Source organism: Streptomyces sp. NPDC037100 (assembly GCF_055606225.1).
In genome coordinates this window covers 50,605-70,105 of sequence record NZ_JBVJSX010000019.1, presented here as the reverse complement: position 1 = coordinate 70,105, position 19,501 = coordinate 50,605, and the positions used below count along the sequence as shown (strand labels likewise).

The following is a 19,501-nucleotide window of genomic DNA, read 5'->3' as shown; positions in this document are numbered from 1 at the left end:
ATGATTCCCGCGATAGCCAGCCGCATCCCCCTGGTCCGCCGCACCAAGGCGCCCGCGCTCCCCTTGGAGGAGCGCATCAACCACCTCACCGGGCTGACCGTCGCGCCCGCAGGTGCGGGCCACCATGACCTGGTGGCCCGCGCCTGCGGGGTCCTCAACTACGCCGCGCTCATCGCCTCCGACGTCGGCCTGCCCGACCTGGCCGAGGATCTGTGCTGGCGCCAGCACCAGGTCTTCACCGACGCCGGACGCCTCAGCGGACGGGTCGCCGTCATGTCGCTGATGCCGCTCGTCAACCTCTCCCGATTGCAGACTCGCGCCGGCCACGGCGAACTCGCCTACGGCTTGTTGTACTGCCTCAACGACGCTGCCCGACATCGGAACAAGGCTGACATCGACGGCCGCACCGTCGACCTGTCTGCTCTGACCGGCACGGACGAGGACCACCGCACGGTGTGCCAGGAGCTGTACGTCACCCTGCTCGTGGACGGCGCCCGCGCCCTCGCCCAGATCGGGCGGTGGACCGACGCGGCCGACGCCATGGCCCGGCATCGCGGCATTGGCAACCGGCTCCTCGACGGTCGCCAGATCAAGATCATGGCCCTGATGGAGCAGGGCCTGGACCAGCAGGCCCGCGACCTGATCGACACCACCCAGCCCACGGAGCCTTGGGAGAGAGCCATCGCCCTCCTCCTGCACGCCCACTGCCGGCCCGAAGACACCCCCGTCCCTGAACCCGACCTCGACCGCACCGTTGATGCAGCCGTCCAGCTCCTCGACCATCCCGATCCGCCGACCGCCGCCTTCCAGACCGGGACGGGCCTGTCAGCCCTGGAACTGGACCGCACCGGACGCCATGTCGCCCGCGTACTCGACTCCCTCGTCAGCGTTGCCCGACTCGACGCCTACGCCGCACGAGACGCACTGCACCACCCCGTCGCCGCGGCCGCCCTGGACGACCGGGCGACAGACGCGCTGAACGCGGTGATCGCCGCGGCCGGACTGGGATCCGGCGTCCTGTCCGCCCACCACCATGAGGCTCTGACGGGCGCGGTCGGCCACGCCGAGACAGAGCTGGAAAGGCTGCTACAGGCCGAACCAGATCCCGGCTAGGAGAGGGCGACCGGGATGGGCCCGCCGTGCTGCCCACGCTGTTTGGCGGTGTCGGCGTTTCGGCCATTTCCTGCCCGCGGCCGCTCCAAGCCAGACCAGGGATCCCGCGCCCGCGGGGTTCCCTGACGCAGGAAATAGCAGGCTCCCCAGCACGACCGAATGACGTGTGTTCGATATCGCAGCCGTGTCGTTAGACCTCACGACTCTGCCGCAGCGACCGTCCTAGGGGGAACGATGACCTCGGCCATTACGCAGGACCAGCCGCCGCAACCGCCAAAGGGGGCCGCGCCGGACGACGAACCGCAGGAGGCCGGTGTTCGAGAGGAGGAATACCTCTACCGCGACGAGTCGAGGCTCCAGGCCGGCTCCCTGCTGACCTCCCGCACCATGGCGCGGCGCCTGCCCTCGCTCGTGCGGCGCTCGGTGCAGATGGCCTGGCGCGTAGACCGCGGCGCGACCATCGGCCTGCTGGTGTGCCAGATCGGGACCGGCGTCCTCGCGGCCCTCGGCCTCCTGGCCGTCACGGGCACGATCACCGCGCTGATCTCCTCGGGCGGCATCACCGAGCGGCTGTGGGACGCCGCCCCGCAGCTGGCCGTGATCGCCGCCGCCACCGGCCTGCGCGCGCTGCTGGGCATCGCCGTCGTCTGGCTGACTGGCCGTCTGCGCCCGGTGCTCGGCCGGGCAGCGGAGCTGACGATGATCGAGGCCGCGCTCGGCGCGGAACTGGCCGCCAACAACAAGCCCGGCTACAACGACGCCTACGACATCGCCGACCGCGGCGCCCAGGTCACCCCCGACCTCGTCGAAGAAGCGCAGGACGTCCTCGCGGCGACCGCCACGCTCGCGGCCGGCGCCACCGTCCTGACCGTCCTGCATCCGATGCTCCTGCCTCTGCTCTTCCTCGCGTGCCTGCCGCAGGCCGCCGCCTACGTGCGCTCCGCACGCGTGATCTACCTGGCCGGGCTGGAGACCTCCGGGCGGCGCCGGATGCTGGGCAAGCTGCGCTGGCACATGGCCTATCAGGAGTCCAGTGAGGAGATGCGCGCCTGCCTGGCCGGGCCCTTCCTGATCGGCCGGTACCGGCGGCTGGCCGCCTCGGTCAACGCGGCCGAACGAAAAGCCGCGAACACCGGTGCCTGGATGGGGCTGGCAGGAGCAGTGGCCGGCGGGATCGCCTCGACCGCGGTGTGGGCGGCGCTGCTGTGGCTCCTGGCCTCCGGGCGGTTGAGCCTGGCGGCCGGCGGCGGCGCCGTCTTCGCCCTCCAGACCGCCACCGGCTCGGTGCGCGGCATCATCAACGGTGGGGCACGACTGGTGCGCACCGGCTGGTACGTGCAGGACTGGCAGAACTTCCTCGACAACGCCCACGGCCAGGCCATGACCGATTCCCGCGGCACCGCGCCCGTGACCGCGGCCCCGGAGCGTTTCGAGGTCCGCGACGTCACCTACCGCTACGACGGCGCCCCCAAGGACAGCCTGAGCAACGTCTCCCTGCACGTGCGGCGCGGGGAGATCGTGGCGCTGGTCGGGGAGAACGGCTCCGGCAAGACGACCCTCTCGCGCCTGATGTGCGGGCTGCTGCTGCCCACCGAGGGCGACGTGGCCTGGGACCACGCCTCCACCGCGGACCTGGACCCGTGGGGGTCGTGGGAGCACGTCGCGCTGGTGCCGCAGAAGTTCACGTACCTGCCGCTGACGATGCGCGACAACATCACGTTCGGGCAGGGCGACACCAGCGACGCCGCCCTGCTCGCCGCATGCGAGGCGTCCGGCGCCGCGGAGATGCTGCCGGGCCTGCGCTCCGGCCTGAACACCCTGTTGACCAGCGAGTGGTTCGGCGGACAGCAGCTCTCCGGCGGGCAGTGGCAGCGCCTGGTCCTCACCCGAGCGTTCCACCGGCAGGCGGCGCTGCTGGTGATGGATGAACCCACGGCCGCCCTCGACGCCCGCGCGGAGCACCGGATCTTCGCCGGCCTGCGCGAACTGGCCAAGGACCGCGCCATCCTGCTGATCACGCACCGGCTCACCAACGTGGCCGTCGCCGACCGGATCGTGGTCCTGGACGAAGGGCAGATCGTCCAGGAGGGCACCTACGCCCAGCTCACCCAGGAGCCAGGTCTCTTCCGGACCCTGTGGGAGCTGCAGCGCCGGATGAGCGGCGACACCCCCTGATCACCCCTCGCCGTTCCGCGCTGTCCACTCGCCCGTACACCGTCTCGGAAGGCAGAGATACGTGACCTCTCCCGTCTCCCCTTCGGATCACGTCTCACCGCGTGCCGATCTGCCCGCAGCGCAGTACGCCGCATCCCGGCATGCGGCGTGGCTCGGCGCCGCCGCGATCATCACCGACGAGGTCGGCCGGGTCCTGCTGGTGCACCCCACCTACCGCGAGGACGACTCGTGGCTGCTGCCCGGAGGCGTCGTCGAAGCCGGCGAACACCCGCACGTCACCTGCAGGCGCGAGATCACCGAGGAACTGGGCCTGGATCTACCCCTGTCGGCCGTGCTCGCCGTCCACTCCTTCTCCCCGCACCACCCCGACCTCCAGACTGCCACGGCATGCCCCGGCGAGATCCGGTTCGTCTTCGACGGGGGAACCCTCCACCCCGACCAGGTGGAGGCGATCCGCCTGCCGCGCGAGGAGCTGTCCGAGTACGCCTTCCTGCAGACCCGGGACGCGGTGCAGAGGCTGCGGCCCGTGGACAGGCAGATCATGCTCGCCGCCTACCGTGCCCGGCTCGGGAACACCGCCACCGCTCACCTCGCCGACGGCCGGCACATCCACGACGTCCCGGCGCTGGACCGCCATGACGTCCACGTCCGCTACCGACCCTTGTGGGACAGCCCTCTCCACCGCAGCCCCGTCCCCGAGCGGCTGCCCGTACAGCAAGCCTGGGCGTGGTGCTTCGCCCCCGACGGCCGGGTCGTCCTCGTGGCCGACCCCGGCCCGCGGGGTGCGCTGCCGATGCTGCCCGGCGGCACCGTGGAGACGACCGACGCGACTCCCGAGGACACCTTGCACCGCGAAGCCGCCGAGGAAGCCCAGCTCACCCTGGCCGATCCGGTGCGACTGGGCTGGGTGCTGGACGAGACCGGCGAGGTCTACGGCGGCGTGGGGTCCAACGCCCGGCTCCGCCTGGCCGCCCGGGTCACCGCCATCGGGCCGACGGCCGTCGACCCCGCCACCGGCCACCCCTTCGCCCGCCTGCTCGCCACCCCCGCCCAGGCAGCCGCCCTGCTGGGCTGGGGCCCGCCCGGCGCGCGGCAAGCCCAGCTCGCGGCGGAGACGGCACGCGAGCGGTGGGGCCTGCCCACCGCTCGCCCCGCCGCCATCGAGGAGATCCCGGCGGAGGGGATGCGGCTGACCTGACCCGAACAAGCACCCCGCCTCAACACGTCCCGCTCCACGCCCCTCTGAGGTAGCCCCATGCCGTTGTCGCACGACCACATCCGCACGACCGTCGAGACCTACCTCGCTCGCCACCCTCACGAACGCGACCAGCTCGGCGGCCTCCTGGACGCCCTCGAACGTCCCACCGACATCGCCAGCCGCTCCACCTTCACCGGACACGTCACCTGCGGCGCGATCGTCGTCGACCAGCTCGGCCGCGTCCTGCACGTGCTGCACCTGGCGAGCGGAAAGGTCCTCGCCCCCGGCGGACACACCGAGCCCGCCGACGAGTCCCTGGCAGCAGCGGCGCTGCGGGAGCTGCACGAGGAGACCGGCATCCCGCCGCAGGCCGTGGCACCGTGGCCCGGCTACGAGACTGTGCCGTTCGACATCGACACCCACGACATCGACGCCCACCCGGGCAAAGGCGAACCCGGCCACCAGCACTTCGACCTCCGGTTCCTCTTCCGCCTGCACACCGCGGCCGAGGCGCCGGTGGTGCTGCAGGAAGAAGAGGTCGGCGGCATCGAGTGGCGGCCCGTGGACAGGGTGACCTCCCCCTCCCTGCGCGAGAAGCTGCTCAAGCTCACGCCGGAGACCGAACCGGAGAGGGCCAACGCCTCCGCCCTGATCTACAACGACCGCGGCGAGTACCTGCTCCACCTGCGCGACTACTTCCCCGACCAAATCTGGGAGCCGGGCATGTGGTCCCTGCTGGGCGGTGGCCGAGAGCCCCAGGACGCCACCCTGGAAGACACCGTGCGGCGCGAGCTGGCCGAGGAAGCCGGCCTCGACATCGCCGACCTGACACCGTTCGGCACTGAGTACGCCTCCGACGGCGCCGGCTCGAGCGTGCCCATCGCCATCTACGCCGGCCGCTGGAACGGCGATCCCCGCGAACTCCGCCTGACGGAGGGGGTGATGCTGGCCTGGTTCGCCCCCGACGACCTCCACCGCCTGCGCATCGCAGACACCACCAGCGACCTCGTACGGCGCCACGCCGCCAGCCTCCCGGCCAACGCGTCCAGCACTGCGTCGCAGAGCGGGCTCTCATCGCACGAGGAGCACCGCCCAGCTGCGCCGCACGGCACAGTCCTCAACGTCATTGGCGTCCACCTCTACCTGGAGCGGCCCGACGGGACGGTGCTGCTCGGGCTGCGCCACCCCGACTCCGCGTTCGCGCCGTCCACCTGGCACGTCCTGGCCGGCCACTGCGAGCAGGAGAGCGCCATCACCTGCCTGATCAGGGAGGCACGGGAGGAAGCCGGCCTGCACATCGAGCGCCAGGACGTCGAACTCGTCCACGTCGTCCATCACATCGACAAGGCCGGGGACCGGCCCCGCATGGGCCTGTTCTTCCGCGCCCGCGCCTGGAGCGGCGAGCCGGAACTGCGCGAGCCGGACAAGTGCACCCAGTGGAAGTTCTGGGACCCCGCCGCGCTGCCCGACAACCTCGTTTCCTACACCCGCCAAGCCATCGCAAAGATCCAGAACGGGGATCTGTACAGCGAGACGGGATGGCCCGCATGACCGGCACACCGAGCGGCGCACACCGTCGTGTGCCCACTGCAACTGCGGCCGGCCGTGAGGACACCCGCCTGGTGGTGATCCGCGGCAACTCGGCGACAGGCAAGTCAAGCGTGGCCCAGGGCCTGCGAGATCACTACGGCCGTGGTATCGCGATCGTGGGCCAGGACGTGATCCGCCGGAACGTGCTCAGGGAACACGACACCGCGCGCGGCGCCAACATCGCCCTGCTGGGGAGGATCGCACGCGAAGCACTGAACGCCGGCTTTCACGTGGTGCTTGAGGGGATCCTGTACGCCGATCGCTATAGCCACATGATCACGTCTCTGGTACGGGACCACCGCGGCGTCTCCTGCTGCTACTACCTGGACGTGCCGCTGGAATCGACGTTTGTCCGACACGCGTCGAAGGCGGATGCCGCGTACCTGGCGCAAGTCACCGACAGCCACCTCGCCTCCTGGTACCGCGAGCTGGATCTGCTGCCCGGCGGTCTGGAGACCGTGATCCCGGCCGACAGCACGCTGCAGGACACCATCGCGCGAATCCTGCGCGAAACCGACCTGGCCTCTGCCTCCCCAACCCCGCCGCCGCAGTGCAAGCCGTCGCAGGGAGACTCGATGAGCAGTCTGGTGTTGATGTCCGATCCGCAGGTCGCCGCAGTCCCGGTGCGCGAGTGCGGGGAGCCGCTCGTCGACGTGCGTGACCACAGCTTCCGCGTCGATCCCCGCAAGCAAGATCCGCTGGGCGCGTTCGCCCACGTCCGCGAGGGCGTCCTAGCCCGGCTGGAGCACGCCCGCTCGCTCCTGCCCGCTGGCACCGACCTGCTGTTCATCGAGGGCTACCGGCCGCTGGCCCTACAGCAGCGCTACTTCACCGAGTACCGGGACGAGCTGGCCTCCGCTCGCCCCGGCTGGACAGCTGAGCAGCTGTACCAGGCTGCCAGCCGGTACGTATCACCACCGGAGATCGCGCCCCACTCCGCGGGCGCGGCCGTGGACGTAACCCTCGCCGACCAGGACGGTCACGAACTCGACCTCGGTACCCGCGTCAATGCCTCCCCCGAGGAGAGCGACGGTGCCTGCTTCACTCACGCCCCGAACGTCAGCGATCGTGCGCGCCACCACCGCATGCTGCTGCTCAACGCCATGGAGAACGCAGGTTTTACGAACTACCGAACCGAGTTCTGGCACTTCTCGGTAGCGGACCGGTACGACGCGTTGATGCGGCAGGAGCCGCACGCGCGCTACGGACCGATCGAACTGCCGTAGCGCGCTGGCATCCTCGTCCACTTCATCGCCACCCACGCCGATCCGAAACACAGGAGCGCGGCCACCGGACCCTGGCCCGGTTGGGATCCCAAGACCGCGACGGACGGAACGCATCGAACGGAGGCACGTGTGCCTGACGACACCCAGCAGGCGATCCCAGCCGTCCCGAGTCCGGCGACCGGAGGTGAACCACAAGAGCACCACATGCACCTGCTCGGGCGGTACTACCGCCAAGTGGAAGCAGGCCGCAAGACGATCGAAGTGAGGGTGGCCACCCCGCAGAAGCGCGCCGTCGCAGTCGGTGACACGGTCGTCTTCCACGACCGGGACACCGGGCGGGAACTCGACGTCATCGTTAAGCGGATCACCCCGTACCACTCCTTCGAGGATCTGCTCAGCTCGGAGGACACCGTGCGCATCGACCCGGACGGGCCGCCCGGAGAGCTGCTCGCCAACCTCCGCAGCATCTACCCGCCGGCCAAGGAAGCCCTCGGCGTTCTCGCCCTCGCATTCGACCACCGCCCTGCCCGGCCCGGCCGCCCCATGCCGATGACGCCCACGCAGTACGCGCAGACCGTCCCCCACCACACGGTGTACGGCTGCCTGTACATCCGCGACGAACACGACCGGCCGGTCCAGCTCCGCTCGGTCTACGGCTCGAGACTCTGGCAGTTCCCGGGCGGCAACTTGGACGCCCGAGGCGAGGACCCGCTGCAGACAGCACGGCGAGAGGCGGTCGAGGAGACGGGCCTCCAACTCGGTCTGGAAACGCCGAAGCTGCTCCTGACGCACTTCCTGCACGCCGGGCCGCGCCTGCCGCTGAACAAGGTGGGGCTCATCTTCGACGGAGGCCAGCTGACCGCCGACCAGCTCGGCCGGATCCGACTCGATCCCGCAGAGCACGACATGTGGGCCGTCCACGACCTCGCGACCTGGCAGGAGCTGATGGGGCCGCGCGCCTTCGCCCGCCTCGACGCCATCGAACGAGCCCGGCGCGGCGAGGGCCCCACCTACCTGATCACGCACACCTGATCCCCAGCACCTCCACCCAGGAGGCAACCGTGCCCGCCGAACTCAAGTTGGAGTCCTCCATGCCGCATCTCTCCATGCGCCGGTCGATATCCTCGGACGGCGCCGTCGGCACCGACCGCCTGCGTCATCTGGAGCAGGCTGCCTTGCGCCACGGAGTCCCCGTCGAGGACGTGCTGCTGATCGCCGTCAACCTGTACGGGATCACCTCCGACCAGGACCGTCACCGGGCCCGGGTCAACCTTCGCCTCGTGCGCCGCCCCGATGCCCCCTGGCAGATCATCGTCCCGCTGAACCAGCCGGCCAGCCCCTTCCGGCTCCGGAGCGACGAGCTGTCGCTGAACGGCGAGGTGGTCGCGCACGTCGGGCGCATCGATGCCGACGAGGCGGTCGGAGGGTACTTCCGCAACGACGGCCGCGCCGCGACCCTCAACCCCAACGCCCGCAGCCGGTGCGTCGGGTGCGGCTGGTGCCCCAACACCTTGGAGGCCGCCGCCGATCCGAGGATGCAGGAAGACCAGGGGCTCGACGCCCTGCTGCACGCCCTCGGCGAGCAGCATCCCCGCCGCAGCCTGGCCGAGCTGACCGAGGTCACCGTCTCCACCGGCTGTTTCGAGCGGGAGGAGGCGGCCGTCGCGCACCTAACCGCCCTGCGGCCCGCTCTGGAGCGGGCCGGCGTCAAGGCTCGGATCGGCTTCCTCACATCCGTGCTGCGCAGCGACGAGGCATTCGAGACCATCGCGTCGAAGGTGTCACCGTTCGTGCTCAGGCTGACAGCCGAGCACTTCACCCGGCGGGAGGCACTGATGAAGGCGACCAAGGCCGACCTTCGGCCGGAGCAGATGCCGGACCTGCTGATGCGGGCGCGGGCGGCGGGGCTGGACACCTCATACACGTACATCGTCGGGCTGGACCCGATGGAGGACCTCGTGCGCGGGGTGAACGCACTGGCGAGCGAGGTCACCGCGTTCCCGAACTTCCAGGTCTTCCAGGCGCACACGGTGATGATGCAGGGGATGCGGACGCCGGGCGCGGAGAGCCTGGAGTACTACCTGCAGGCGCGTACGGCGATCGAGCGGGCCATGGCACCGACCGGGCTGCGGCCGGTGGGCTGGGAGTGCTACCGGCCGCTGTGGTACTTCACCTACGCGGGAGAGGACCTCGTCGATGGACCCCGCTGACGCGGTCATCGACCGGGTGCGGGTAGAGCGCCTCGACGAGAGCGGGGCGGGTCCGTGGAAGGCTGGCGACAGCCGGTTCGCGATCGTGGTCGAGGCCGACGGAGTGACCGGGGTATTCGCCCCGGTCGACGAGCTGCCCGCCGCGCTCGTCGCCACCCGGCTTGGGCAGAGCGCTCTGCGGCACCCCGTGGCCGACCACACGGGTCTGTTGCACAGGCTCTTGGCCGGCCTCGGCCCGCACGCGGCGGGGCTCGGCCGCTGGGCGGTCGGGGCGCTGGACTGCGCGGTGTGGGACCTGCACGGCCGACTCGCCGACCTGCCGGTCGCGGCCCTGCTCAGCTACCGGCCCGAACCGCGAGTGCCGGTCTACGCCTCCTGGCTCTCCCTGGACCTGGCCTCCACGTCGGCCCCCGAGTCCGTCAAGTCCACCGCCGACGGGGGCTTCGCCTTCACCAAGTGGGCCCTGCGCGGCGCTGAAGCCGCCGAGATGGCGCTGCTGGCCGAACGGGCGGCGAAGTGGGCGGGGGACAGTGTGGCGGTGGACGCCCTGGGCGCATGGGGGCACCTGCGGACCATGGAGGTCGCACCGCTCCTCACTCCGGAGACGGTGCGCTGGGTGGAGGACCCGCTCCCGCGAACCGACCAGGCCGCGTACCGACAGCTGCGCCGACAGACGGAGGGGCTGAGGGTCGCATTCGGCGAGCGGCTGTCCCATGCGGAGGACGCCAGGGCCCTGCTGGAGCACTGCCGGCCGGAGGCGTTCACGTTCGACGCGGTGTGGTGCGGCGGGATCACCGAGGCGCAGGGCTGGCTCGGCGCCGCACACGACGCGAAGGTGCCCGTCCACCTGCACGGCCGGGCGTTCCTGCCCGCCGTGCACCTAGCCGCCGCGTTTCCGCACGTGTCGGGCGCGGTGGAGTACCAGGTGGTGTGGGAGCCGCGCCGCCAGCGGGCACTGTGCGGCACACTCCGGCCGGACGGCGGCCACGTCGCTCTCCCGGACCGGCCCGGTCTCGGGATGGAGGTGCGCCGGTAATGCCCAGGCACACGGGCGAGCTGGCGGTCCACGGCCGCCTGGAACAGCGCGAGGAGAAGGTCCTGCTCATCGTGGACGAGCGGCTTAGCGGACACGACACCTTCCTGTCCACGACCCTTCGCCTCGCCCGGCCGGTGCACCTGCCCGAACTCCCGGTCCGGATCCTCACCTTCGACGACGTCACCGTCCTTGCGCCCCTCGGCCCTGCCCTGCCGCAGGGGCAGGCCGGAGAGAGGTGGAGCGGCACGCTGCTGTTACCGCACGGCGCGCGCCCGCCGACGATCCCCGACGACCTCGCCCGGGCCGCTGCCGAGGCCGGTGTCGACACCAGCAGCTGGTCGCCGGCCGAAGCCCGGCAACTGCTGACCTTCCTCGGCGAGGCTGGCCCTGGCCCGGTGCGCACCGAACGGATCGACATGATCATCGCTGCTCTGGCGGGACGTTCGTGAGCACGGCGGCCCCGGTGCGGCTGGTGAGCCTCGACGTCGGATACACCCTGGGCGAGCCGTCCGGGACGACGCTGACGCAGCGCCTCGTGGAGCTGTCCCCGCTCCCGGCCCGGGAGGCGAAGAAGGTCGCTCAGCAGATCCTGCACGCCCTGGACCCGCGCAGCGATGCGACAGCGCCGCAGACGGTGTGTGCCGCTCTGAGGATCGCGCCGTCCGCCTTCCCCCAAGACCACTGTCCGCCCGGCTTCGCCCTGTGGCCCGGCGCGGTGGAGGCGGTGGCACGGATCGCCCGGGTCGTGCCGGTGGTCACCCTGTCGAACGTGAGCCACTGGGACGAGCAGGAGACCGACGTCGCAGCCCTCCTCGCCCCCCACCTCCGGGCCCATCACCCCTCGTGGCAACTCGGGTTTGCCAAGCCGGACCCGCTCGCCGTGGAGACTGTCGCTCGACTGCACGGCCGCGACCCCGCGGAGGTGCTGCACGTCGGCGACAGCCTCGACTACGACGTACGCGGGGCCCTCGCCGCCGGAGCCCACGCCCTGTGGATCACCTCGCGCCCGCCGTCGTCCGAGGCACTCCGGCTGCTGGCCGAGTTCCCCAGCCGGGTCACGGTCGTACCGGACCTCACCCGTGCGGTCGAGCACATCGAGCAGACCGTCCCTCCGTCCTTCCGTCAACCCAGATGATCAGGAGTTCTACCCCGTGAGCCAGTTCGACACCACCGCCCCGTACTACGCCGCCTACCGGCCCGGCATTCCGAAGGAAGCCGTCGAGCTGCTCGCTCAGCGGGTGGCCGGCAAGGAGCACCGGGCCCTGCTCGACCTCGGGTCCGGCACCGGGCAAGTCCCCCTGGCCCTGGCCGGGGCGATGACGGAGATCGACGTCGTCGAGCAGGACGCGGGCATGCTCGCCGAGGCCGACAAGGCGCTCGCCGGGCTGCCGCTCACTGTCCGCCTGCACAACGCTCCGGCCGAGGCGTTCACCCCACTCGCCTCTTACCGGGCCGACCTTGTCACGGTCTGCCGCGCCTTCCACTGGATGGACCAGGACGTGGTGCTGTCGCGTCTGGAGGACATGACCGCGCCGGACGCGACCGTCGCGGTCATGGGCGACGGCAGCCTGTGGACCGCGCGCTCCGCCTGGACCGACGCCCTGCGCGCCCTGATTCAGGAGTACCTGGGCAAGGAGCGGCGGGCCGGGCTGGGCAAGAAGTACGCGGCGCACAACCGGCCGTACCGCGACATCCTCGCCGAGTCCGCGTTCGGCCAGGTCGAGGAGCACACCGTCGCCGTCGAGCGGGAGTGGAGCACCGAGACGGTGATCGGCTACCTGTACTCGACCTCCTTCGCCACCCGGCCGCTGTTCGGCGAGCGGGTCGACGACTTCGAGCGCCGCGCCCGGGCTCTGCTCGACGATCAGGCCGCCGCCGGCGGCGGCCTGATCGAGCCTGCCTCCTTCCAGATCGTCCTCGGCTGGCGCGGCTGACCCGCTCCTCCCCCTTCGCGCCGGGGCGGCCCCCCTTCCCGCCCCGGCCCCGTGTCCCTCCGGAAGGAGATCCACCATGCCCAGTCCTGTGACGTGGAGCGACGACGAGCGGCGCCGGTTCGTCGACGACGGCGTCGTCATACGCCGTGGCCTGGTCCACGGCGCCGTCCTGTCCAAGGCGCGCGCCCTCGTCGGCGGCTGGCTGGCCGAGGCGTACGACCCCGCGCGGCTCACCGCTTACACCGAACGCAGCTTCGCCCCCGAGCTGGAGGAGCACCCCGACCTCCTCGCCCTGTACCGGCGAAGCGGCCTGGCGGAGTTGGCCGGAGACCTGCTGCGGCCCGCGAGGCCCGCCCCGGTCACCCGGGCGCAGATCCAGATCCGGCTTCCGCACGGCGCGCAGCAGCCCGTGAAGCGGATGCACGTCGACGGTGTCTCCTGCCCCCACCTGGAACCGCGCGACCTACGCACGTTCACCTTCATCGCCGGCGTCGTCCTGGACGGCAGCTCCACCGCGGACGCCGGCGCTATGCACTACGTGCCCGGCGGGCACTACCGGATGGCCGACTACTTCGCCACGGACTGGGTCCTGGGGCAGCCGGCCCAGACTCCCGACGACATCGACGCCCAGGACGGCACCGCTCTCACCGCCGAGCCCGGCGACGTGGTCGTGATGCACCACTTAGTCCCGCACCGGGTCGGCATCAACGCGAGCAGCACCCCGAGGGTGATGGCGTACTTCCGCGTCAGCCACGCCCAGCACCCCGACCTCGCCCGGCGCGCTCTGTCGGACCCGTGGCTGGAGTACCCGGCGCTCGCCGCCCTCGCCCGTCCCGGCACCGTGTGAGAGGGGAGAGCGCCGTGGACGTCCTCACCCCCGCCCAGCTCCCCGACGCGGCCCGGCTCCTGGCCGCCGGACAGATGGTCGCCGTGCCCACCCCCCGCTGGTACATGCTGTGTGCCCGCGCCGCCGACCCCGCCGCCACGAACGCGGTCTTCCGCGCCAAGCAGCGTCCCACCGCCAAGCCGCTGTTGCTCGTGCTCGATTCCCCGGCCACGGCCGAGATCCTGTTCGACCTGAGCGCCGACGCCCGGCTGCTGACAGGCGGCCTGTGGCCGGGGGACCTCGCGCTGCGTCTTCCGTGGAAGCCCGCGGTGGAGCCTGTCGCGGCGGTCGGCTCCCCGGCGCTCGTCGGATGCCCCGACGGAATACTGGGCCAACTGGTCGCCCTGGCCGGCGAACCGCTGGCCGCCGCCGTGTGCAGCATCTCCACCCCCGCCGCCGGCGAGAAGGACCACCCGGCGCTCACCGCCGGCCAGGTCGCCGTCTTCGAGCGGACCATGAGGGCCGGGATCGCCGCGGTCGTCGACGGCGGGATCTGCCCGCACGGCCGGCACATGACCATCGTCGACTGCCCCGCGGGCGCCGCAGCGCGCCTGGAGCGGGAGGGCGCCGTCCACGCCCGCGCCGTCGAAGCCGCTCTCGCCCCGACAGGAGGACCGCATGTGGGGTGACCTCGCCCGTCGGACGAACCGCCTGGTGCCCGACGCGTCGGTGGCCGCCGTCGCCGACGCGCTCGACTACCTCTGTCTCGCCCAGCTCTATCTGCGCGACAACCCGCGCCTGGCCCGGCCCCTGACCCCGGCCGACGTCAAGACGCGACCGGCCGGCCACTGGGGAGTGTGCCCGCCCGTCAACCGGATGCTCGCCGCCCTGGGCCCGCTCCAGGCGACCGTCCCCGACGGCTACGAGCTGCACGTCCTGCACGGCGCCGGGCACGCCGGCCCCTCCGCCCTCGCCCACGCCTACCTCACCGGCCGACTCGGCCACGCCCACCCAGGCTTGCGCCAGGACGAGGCCGGACTGCACGCACTCGTCGCCGGCTTCCCCCGGGCCGACATCGGCGGGGAGATCACCCCGATGATCCCCGGCCACCTGCACACCGGAGGCCAGCTCGGCCCCGCCCTCGCGATCGGGCAAGGCACCGTGCTCGACGCGCCCCACCGGCTGACCGTGGTCCTGATCGGCGACGGCGAGTGCGAGACCGGGACGACCGCCGCCTCCTGGCTCGCCACCCGCGCGCTGCACGGTACGGGCGACCACGGCACCGTTCTCCCCGTCGTCCTGCTCAACGGGCTGCGCATGGGCGGCAAGAGCCTGCTGTCCACCCTGAGCCGCGCCGAACTCACCGCCTATTTCACCGGACTTGGCCACCGGCCCGTCTACAGCGACGGGCACGACGTCGACCAGCTCCGCCAGGCGGTGGCCGAAGCGCTCGGCGCCGCCGCGCCCTTGGGCATTCCGGGCCCGTCGAGCGTCATGGTCCTCACCCTGGACAAAGGCCACGGCGCCCCCGCACACCTCGTCGGCACCCCGTCGGTCCACAAGACGCCGCTGCGCGACCCGGCCGGTGTGCCCGCCGAGTTCGACGCGCTAGCCGACTGGCTGGCCTCCTACCAGCCCAACCAGCTCCTCACCTCCAGCGGCCGACCCCAGCCGCACCTGCTGCCCGCGCTCCCTCTGTCCCGGCCCGAGCCCGACGGCCTCCCGGCGCCGCGCGGCTGCGTCGCCGCCTCCGCCCAGGTCGCCGACCGCGCCGCCGGCCGCCCGTTCACGCAGGTGGTCCCCGAGGTCCTGCGGGCCCGCGCCGAGCAGGGCCCGTTCCGCGTGTTCAGCCCCGACGAGCTGCCCTCCAACCGCCTCGACCTCACAGACGATGACGGGCGCCCGGTGCCGTGGGCGGTGGAAGTGCTCAGCGAGGAGCTGTGCCACGCCTGGGCCCAGGGCTACACGGAGACCGGCCGGCACGCCCTCGTCGCCACCTACGAGGCGTTCGCGCCGATCACCCTCAGCCTCATCCAGCAGCAGCTCAAGCACCGGTCCGTGCGTCGGCACGCCGGGCTCGCCCCGCTGCCCAGCCTGGTCTACCTCCTGACCAGCCTGGGCTGGCACAACACCCTCACCCACCAAAACCCCAGCCTCACCTCGGCACTTCTGGCCGGCGACGACCCCACGCTCCACGTCCTCACCCCCGCCGACCCCGCGCGCACCGCCGCCGCACTCACCTTCGCCCTGCGCAAACTCGGCCGGTGCACGATCGTCATCGCCGGCAAGCACACGACCGTCCACCACTCGCTGGAGACCCTCGACGAGGAACTGCGGCACGGCATCGCGATCTGGCCCCACCTGACCCACCCCGGCCCCGGCGAGCCCGACCTGATCCTCGCCTCCGCCGGCGACCTGCCCGCCGAGGCCCTGACCACCCTCGCCCGGCGGCTGCGCGCCGAACGCCCGGACCTGCACCTGCGGTACGTCCACGTCCACGACCTCACGGCCCTCGCCGAGGACGGCACACGCCCCCTCGCCCTCGCCCCGGACGCGTTCGCCCGCCATTTCGGCACCCGGGCACCGATCGTCCTGGCCACCAGCGGGCACGCTGCCGACATCCACGCCCTCCTCGGACGCCGCCACCCCGGGCCCCGGCTCACCGTCCTCGGCTACCACGACCCCGGCCGCCCCGTCTCCCAGGCCCACCTCCGCCAGCTCTGCGGCCTCGACGACCCCGGCCTGTGGCAGCTCGCCATCACCCTCACCAACACCCCGAAGGAAATATCGGCATGAGCACCCCGCTCCCACCCGTCGCCCCCGACGCCGGCACCATCGACGCCTTCGAACGCGACGGGTACGCGGTCGTCCGCGACGCGATCACCCCGGACCTGCGCGACCGGCTCCTGACCGCCGCCGAGAAGCTGCTGGCCAGCGACATCACCCAAGGCCGCGACCGAGGAGGCGACGGCAAGGACGGCTTCCGCGGATGCCTCAACCTCGACCCTGCGTTCCTCCCGCTCCTCGCCAACCCGGCCGTCCTGCCCACCGTCGTCCAGCTCCTCAGCCCGAACATCCACCTGCTGTCGGCCCACCTCATCGCCCTGCCCAGCGGCCCGCCCCGCACCATCCGCATCCCCGGACGCCACGGCTGGCACCGCGACATGTACGGCGTCACCGCCGACCTCGGCTTCCCCCACACCCCCCGCATGGCGATCAAAGCCGCCCACTACCTCACCCCCGTCACCCCCGACTGCGGGCTGACCATGTTCCTCCCCGGCAGCCACCGCCTTACCGACGAGCCCGTCGTCCCCGCCGGCGCCATCGACCCACTCGGCGCCGTCACCCCCGACATCACAGGAACCGACGCAGTTCTGTTCGAGAACCGGACCTGGCACACCGGAGGCATCAACCTCTCCGGCCGGCCCCGCATCGCCCTGATGCTCCAGTACGGGTACCGCTGGCTCCACCCCGTCGACGACCCGGCCACGGAACTTCGAGCGGACCCCGCTCTCACCTCCATAGAACAGCAGCTCTTGGGCCTGCCCGACCGCCACCCGGACGGATCCCTCGCCAAGGGCAGCGGAGCCGCCCCTATGCGCTCGTGGTGGCAGTCCGGCCCGTCTGTTGCACACTGCCGCTAGGCCATGTTTTAGGTTCGGCTTCCTGTGCACGCCCTGCATGCTGTTGGCGGATCGTCGTTCGTAGTGGCTGCGCCGGTCTGTGGCCTGGTGGCGTCTGCGCCGGTTTGACCGGTGCAGCATCCTTGCCCTGGGCGCCGGGCCGCGTGCGCAGCGACCGTGCCAGGCTGAGCCGAGAACGGCCTGATCAAGCGTGGCCAGGGGATGTCGAGTCCATGGCCTGCCGCCGGTCCGGTCGGCTCGCCGTCCTGCCTGGCTCGGTCGAGCGCCGTGATGCGGCGGTGCACGAGGGTCAGCAGGCCGTGGTCGGATTCAGCGCGCCAGGCGGAGCCGAACCTCTTCACGTCGAGGTGTCAGGGCCTCCTATTCCAAGGAGTACCTGCTACCTACACCCCTTGTGTATGGATTGCTCCGATTCTACGGTTAGTGATACTTATGCGTTCCCATTAGGACACTGCCATGCCGCAGGACCCGCAGGCGCCTCAGTGGGGCGAGGACACCCCATCTGCCCCGAAAGCGCATCGCCTTGCCAAGATCCTTCTGGGGATAGGCGCGACGCTCATTCTCATCATCATCGCCGCAGCGCTCGGGTCGTCCGGCGGAGGCGGCGGAGACGCCAAGCCTCCCCCGGCCAGCGAGGCTCCCACGGAGACCTCCCCGCCGAACGAACCAGCCCCTCAAGAAGAAGGGACGGAGCGTGAAGAGGCCAAGACAGACTCCCCTAGCGGCACTCCTCCAGCCGCCGAAAGCCCGAGCGTCTCGGGTCATATGGTCGAGCGCATCATCGACGGTGACACCATCGAAGTCCGCGGCGACGGCGGAGTCCTCCCCGAGGGCCAGACCGCCACAGTCCGCCTACTGGAGATGGACGCTCCTGAGGCGGGGACGTGCTACAGCGATGAAGCGACCGCTCGAATCGCGGAACTGCTGCCCGTGGGCTCCAGCGTGCGCGTCGAACGCGACAAGGACCTCAAAGACCCATACGACCGCTACCTGCTGTACGTCTGGAACGACGAGGGCCAGTTTGTGAACCACTCCCTGGTGAGCACCGGGCACGCCGAGGCTGTTCTCTTCCGGCCAAACGACAAGTACTGGCAGACGATCTCCCAGGCCGGCAGCGACGCCAAGGACACCGGAGCAGGACTGTGGTCCGCCTGCGGCACGGAGACAGAGGCCCCGGCGCCCCCCACTACTGCGGAGCCGACCGCTCCGGAGGACCCCTACCTCCCACCGCCACCGCCCGACCTGGACTGCTCCGACCTCGATGGACCTGTCCCGGTCGGCCCCGGCGACCCCCACCGTCTCGACCGCGACGGTGACGGCATCGGCTGCGAGAGCAACTAGACCCCAGAAGAGCAAGCCATGGGCCTTTCCATCAAGATCGCACCTGGACTCCGTGTGAGTGCCTCCTCCCGCGGAATCCGCACCAGCATGGGTCCGCGCGCCGCCCGGCTGCACGTCGGCGCAGGCAGAGCAGGCTTCTCCACCGGAGCCGGGCCCATTACCTACGGCACCAGCCTCGGCGGCCGGGCACGCAGCCGCGCACCCCGCACATCACTGACCGCACTGGAGCGCCAGGCACGGGCCGCGGAGAAGGCAGCCGAATACGAAGCAGTCGGTCGGGTGGAGCAGGCACTGCTTTCCGCACACCTGGAGGAATTCACCCCCGCCGCTGCCCCAGTACTGCCGGCACCCACGCCAGTCGATCCGAAAGCCCTGCGCCACATGCTGCGCACGCAGGCGCTCGAGCACGTTCCCCGGTGGAAGGTGCGGGACCGATCCACAGCGCGCAAGCAGGCCGACGAGCGGCTCCCCGCAGCCCTCCAAGAGGAGACAGCACGCCAAGCCGACGAGCACGCGGCGGCCCAAGCCGCCGCCGAAGCGGAATGGATCCGACTGACCAGCGGCGACCCGGCCACCCTCATCGCGGCCCTGGAAGCCGCCTTCGAAAACAACATCTCCCCAGCGGCACCCATCGACAGCACCGGCACCGCAGCAACAGTGGTTGTCACCTTCCCACCGCCGACCATGGTGCCGGAGCGCAAGCAGGCCACCACCCCATCCGGTAAGCCGACCCTGCACAAACGCACGAAAACCGAGCGGAACAACCTGTACGTACGCGCGCTAGCCTCCACCGTCCTGGCAACCGTTAAAGAAACTCTCGCAGCAGCGCCCAGCGCCAAGGAAGTGACCATCCTGGTCGTCCGGCAGGACCCCGACACCCACACACCGGAGGACTACCTCGCCGCGATCTACGCCGGCCGGTTCACTCGAGAGCGACTGGCCACCCTCAACTGGAGCCAGGTGGATCCTGTCGCCGAGCTGCTCCTCGCACCCGGTGCGATGCTGCACCGGCGAGGGCAAGCCGGCGACGTGCTCCCGCTTGATCTCGCCGCTGAACCGGAACTCGCTGCAGTCGTCACACAGCTACGCGCCGATTTGTAGAAGGCCCGACGTCGCGTACGGCCACAAGATCGCGCAGTCAGATTGGAGTACTAGAGCCAGGGGTACGCCCCAACGCCCCCCACCGGTACGAGCATCACGAGGGAGCC

The 19,501-nt window shown here is 71.3% G+C and carries 17 protein-coding genes; all 17 read left to right on the top strand.

Annotated features, from left to right (window positions below; all coding sequences use genetic code 11):
- The 17 genes from ACZ7EG_RS38010 (at window position 1) to ACZ7EG_RS37930 (ending at window position 19,394) form a co-directional block, all read left to right on the top strand.
- Complete coding sequence (locus ACZ7EG_RS38010; protein WP_471089083.1) at window positions 1-1,113, top strand: hypothetical protein; 1,113 nt, start codon at window positions 1-3, stop codon at window positions 1,111-1,113.
- A gap of 234 nt (window positions 1,114-1,347) precedes the next feature.
- The gene (locus ACZ7EG_RS38005) at window positions 1,348-3,288 is read left to right on the top strand and encodes an ABC transporter ATP-binding protein (protein ID WP_471089081.1); all 1,941 of its coding nucleotides are present in this window, start codon (window positions 1,348-1,350) and stop codon (window positions 3,286-3,288) included.
- A 61-nt stretch (window positions 3,289-3,349) separates the two neighbouring features.
- A complete protein-coding gene (locus tag ACZ7EG_RS38000) occupies window positions 3,350-4,486 on the top strand; it encodes an NUDIX hydrolase (RefSeq protein WP_471089079.1) in 1,137 nt (378 codons plus the stop codon).
- 57 nt (window positions 4,487-4,543) lie between these two features.
- Window positions 4,544-6,037 (top strand): NUDIX domain-containing protein, encoded by a 1,494-nt coding sequence (locus ACZ7EG_RS37995; protein ID WP_471089077.1) that lies wholly within the window; start codon window positions 4,544-4,546, stop codon window positions 6,035-6,037.
- A complete protein-coding gene (locus ACZ7EG_RS37990; protein ID WP_246112002.1) occupies window positions 6,034-7,302 on the top strand; it encodes a M15 family metallopeptidase in 1,269 nt (422 codons plus the stop codon). Before ACZ7EG_RS37995 ends, ACZ7EG_RS37990 begins: the two co-directional genes overlap by 4 nt.
- A 204-nt stretch (window positions 7,303-7,506) precedes the next feature.
- Window positions 7,507-8,334, top strand: coding sequence for an NUDIX domain-containing protein (locus ACZ7EG_RS37985; protein ID WP_471089075.1), 828 nt, complete (start codon window positions 7,507-7,509; stop codon window positions 8,332-8,334).
- A 29-nt stretch (window positions 8,335-8,363) separates the two neighbouring features.
- Window positions 8,364-9,512, top strand: coding sequence for a hypothetical protein (locus ACZ7EG_RS37980; protein WP_471089073.1), 1,149 nt, complete (start codon window positions 8,364-8,366; stop codon window positions 9,510-9,512).
- Window positions 9,499-10,548: an enolase C-terminal domain-like protein gene (locus ACZ7EG_RS37975; RefSeq protein ID WP_471089071.1), complete on the top strand. Its 1,050-nt coding sequence runs from the start codon at window positions 9,499-9,501 to the stop codon at window positions 10,546-10,548. Before ACZ7EG_RS37980 ends, ACZ7EG_RS37975 begins: the two co-directional genes overlap by 14 nt.
- Entirely contained in the window at window positions 10,548-10,997 is a 450-nt protein-coding gene (locus ACZ7EG_RS37970; RefSeq protein WP_391200007.1) for a hypothetical protein, read from the top strand. The genes ACZ7EG_RS37975 and ACZ7EG_RS37970 overlap by 1 nt, the downstream gene beginning before the upstream one ends.
- Window positions 10,994-11,683, top strand: a complete 690-nt coding sequence (locus tag ACZ7EG_RS37965) for an HAD family hydrolase (RefSeq protein ID WP_471089068.1) — start codon at window positions 10,994-10,996, stop codon at window positions 11,681-11,683. The genes ACZ7EG_RS37970 and ACZ7EG_RS37965 overlap by 4 nt, the downstream gene beginning before the upstream one ends.
- A gap of 16 nt (window positions 11,684-11,699) precedes the next feature.
- Window positions 11,700-12,482 carry a class I SAM-dependent methyltransferase gene (locus ACZ7EG_RS37960; RefSeq protein ID WP_471089066.1) on the top strand — a complete coding sequence of 261 codons (783 nt, stop codon included), beginning with the start codon at window positions 11,700-11,702 and terminating at the stop codon, window positions 12,480-12,482.
- 76 nt (window positions 12,483-12,558) lie between these two features.
- Complete coding sequence (locus tag ACZ7EG_RS37955; RefSeq protein ID WP_392359129.1) at window positions 12,559-13,329, top strand: phytanoyl-CoA dioxygenase family protein; 771 nt, start codon at window positions 12,559-12,561, stop codon at window positions 13,327-13,329.
- Between the two features lie 14 nt (window positions 13,330-13,343).
- The gene (locus ACZ7EG_RS37950; RefSeq protein ID WP_466889280.1) at window positions 13,344-13,997 is read left to right on the top strand and encodes an L-threonylcarbamoyladenylate synthase; all 654 of its coding nucleotides are present in this window, start codon (window positions 13,344-13,346) and stop codon (window positions 13,995-13,997) included.
- On the top strand, window positions 13,987-16,104 hold the full coding sequence (locus ACZ7EG_RS37945) for a phosphoketolase family protein (RefSeq protein WP_471089063.1): 2,118 nt from the start codon (window positions 13,987-13,989) through the stop codon (window positions 16,102-16,104). The genes ACZ7EG_RS37950 and ACZ7EG_RS37945 overlap by 11 nt, the downstream gene beginning before the upstream one ends.
- Window positions 16,101-16,952, top strand: coding sequence for a phytanoyl-CoA dioxygenase family protein (locus ACZ7EG_RS37940; RefSeq protein WP_391200001.1), 852 nt, complete (start codon window positions 16,101-16,103; stop codon window positions 16,950-16,952). The genes ACZ7EG_RS37945 and ACZ7EG_RS37940 overlap by 4 nt, the downstream gene beginning before the upstream one ends.
- A 456-nt stretch (window positions 16,953-17,408) precedes the next feature.
- Window positions 17,409-18,293, top strand: coding sequence for a thermonuclease family protein (locus tag ACZ7EG_RS37935; protein ID WP_471089061.1), 885 nt, complete (start codon window positions 17,409-17,411; stop codon window positions 18,291-18,293).
- A gap of 18 nt (window positions 18,294-18,311) precedes the next feature.
- Window positions 18,312-19,394 (top strand): DUF4236 domain-containing protein, encoded by a 1,083-nt coding sequence (locus tag ACZ7EG_RS37930; protein ID WP_471089059.1) that lies wholly within the window; start codon window positions 18,312-18,314, stop codon window positions 19,392-19,394.
- Window positions 19,395-19,501: the final 107 nt, after the last annotated feature.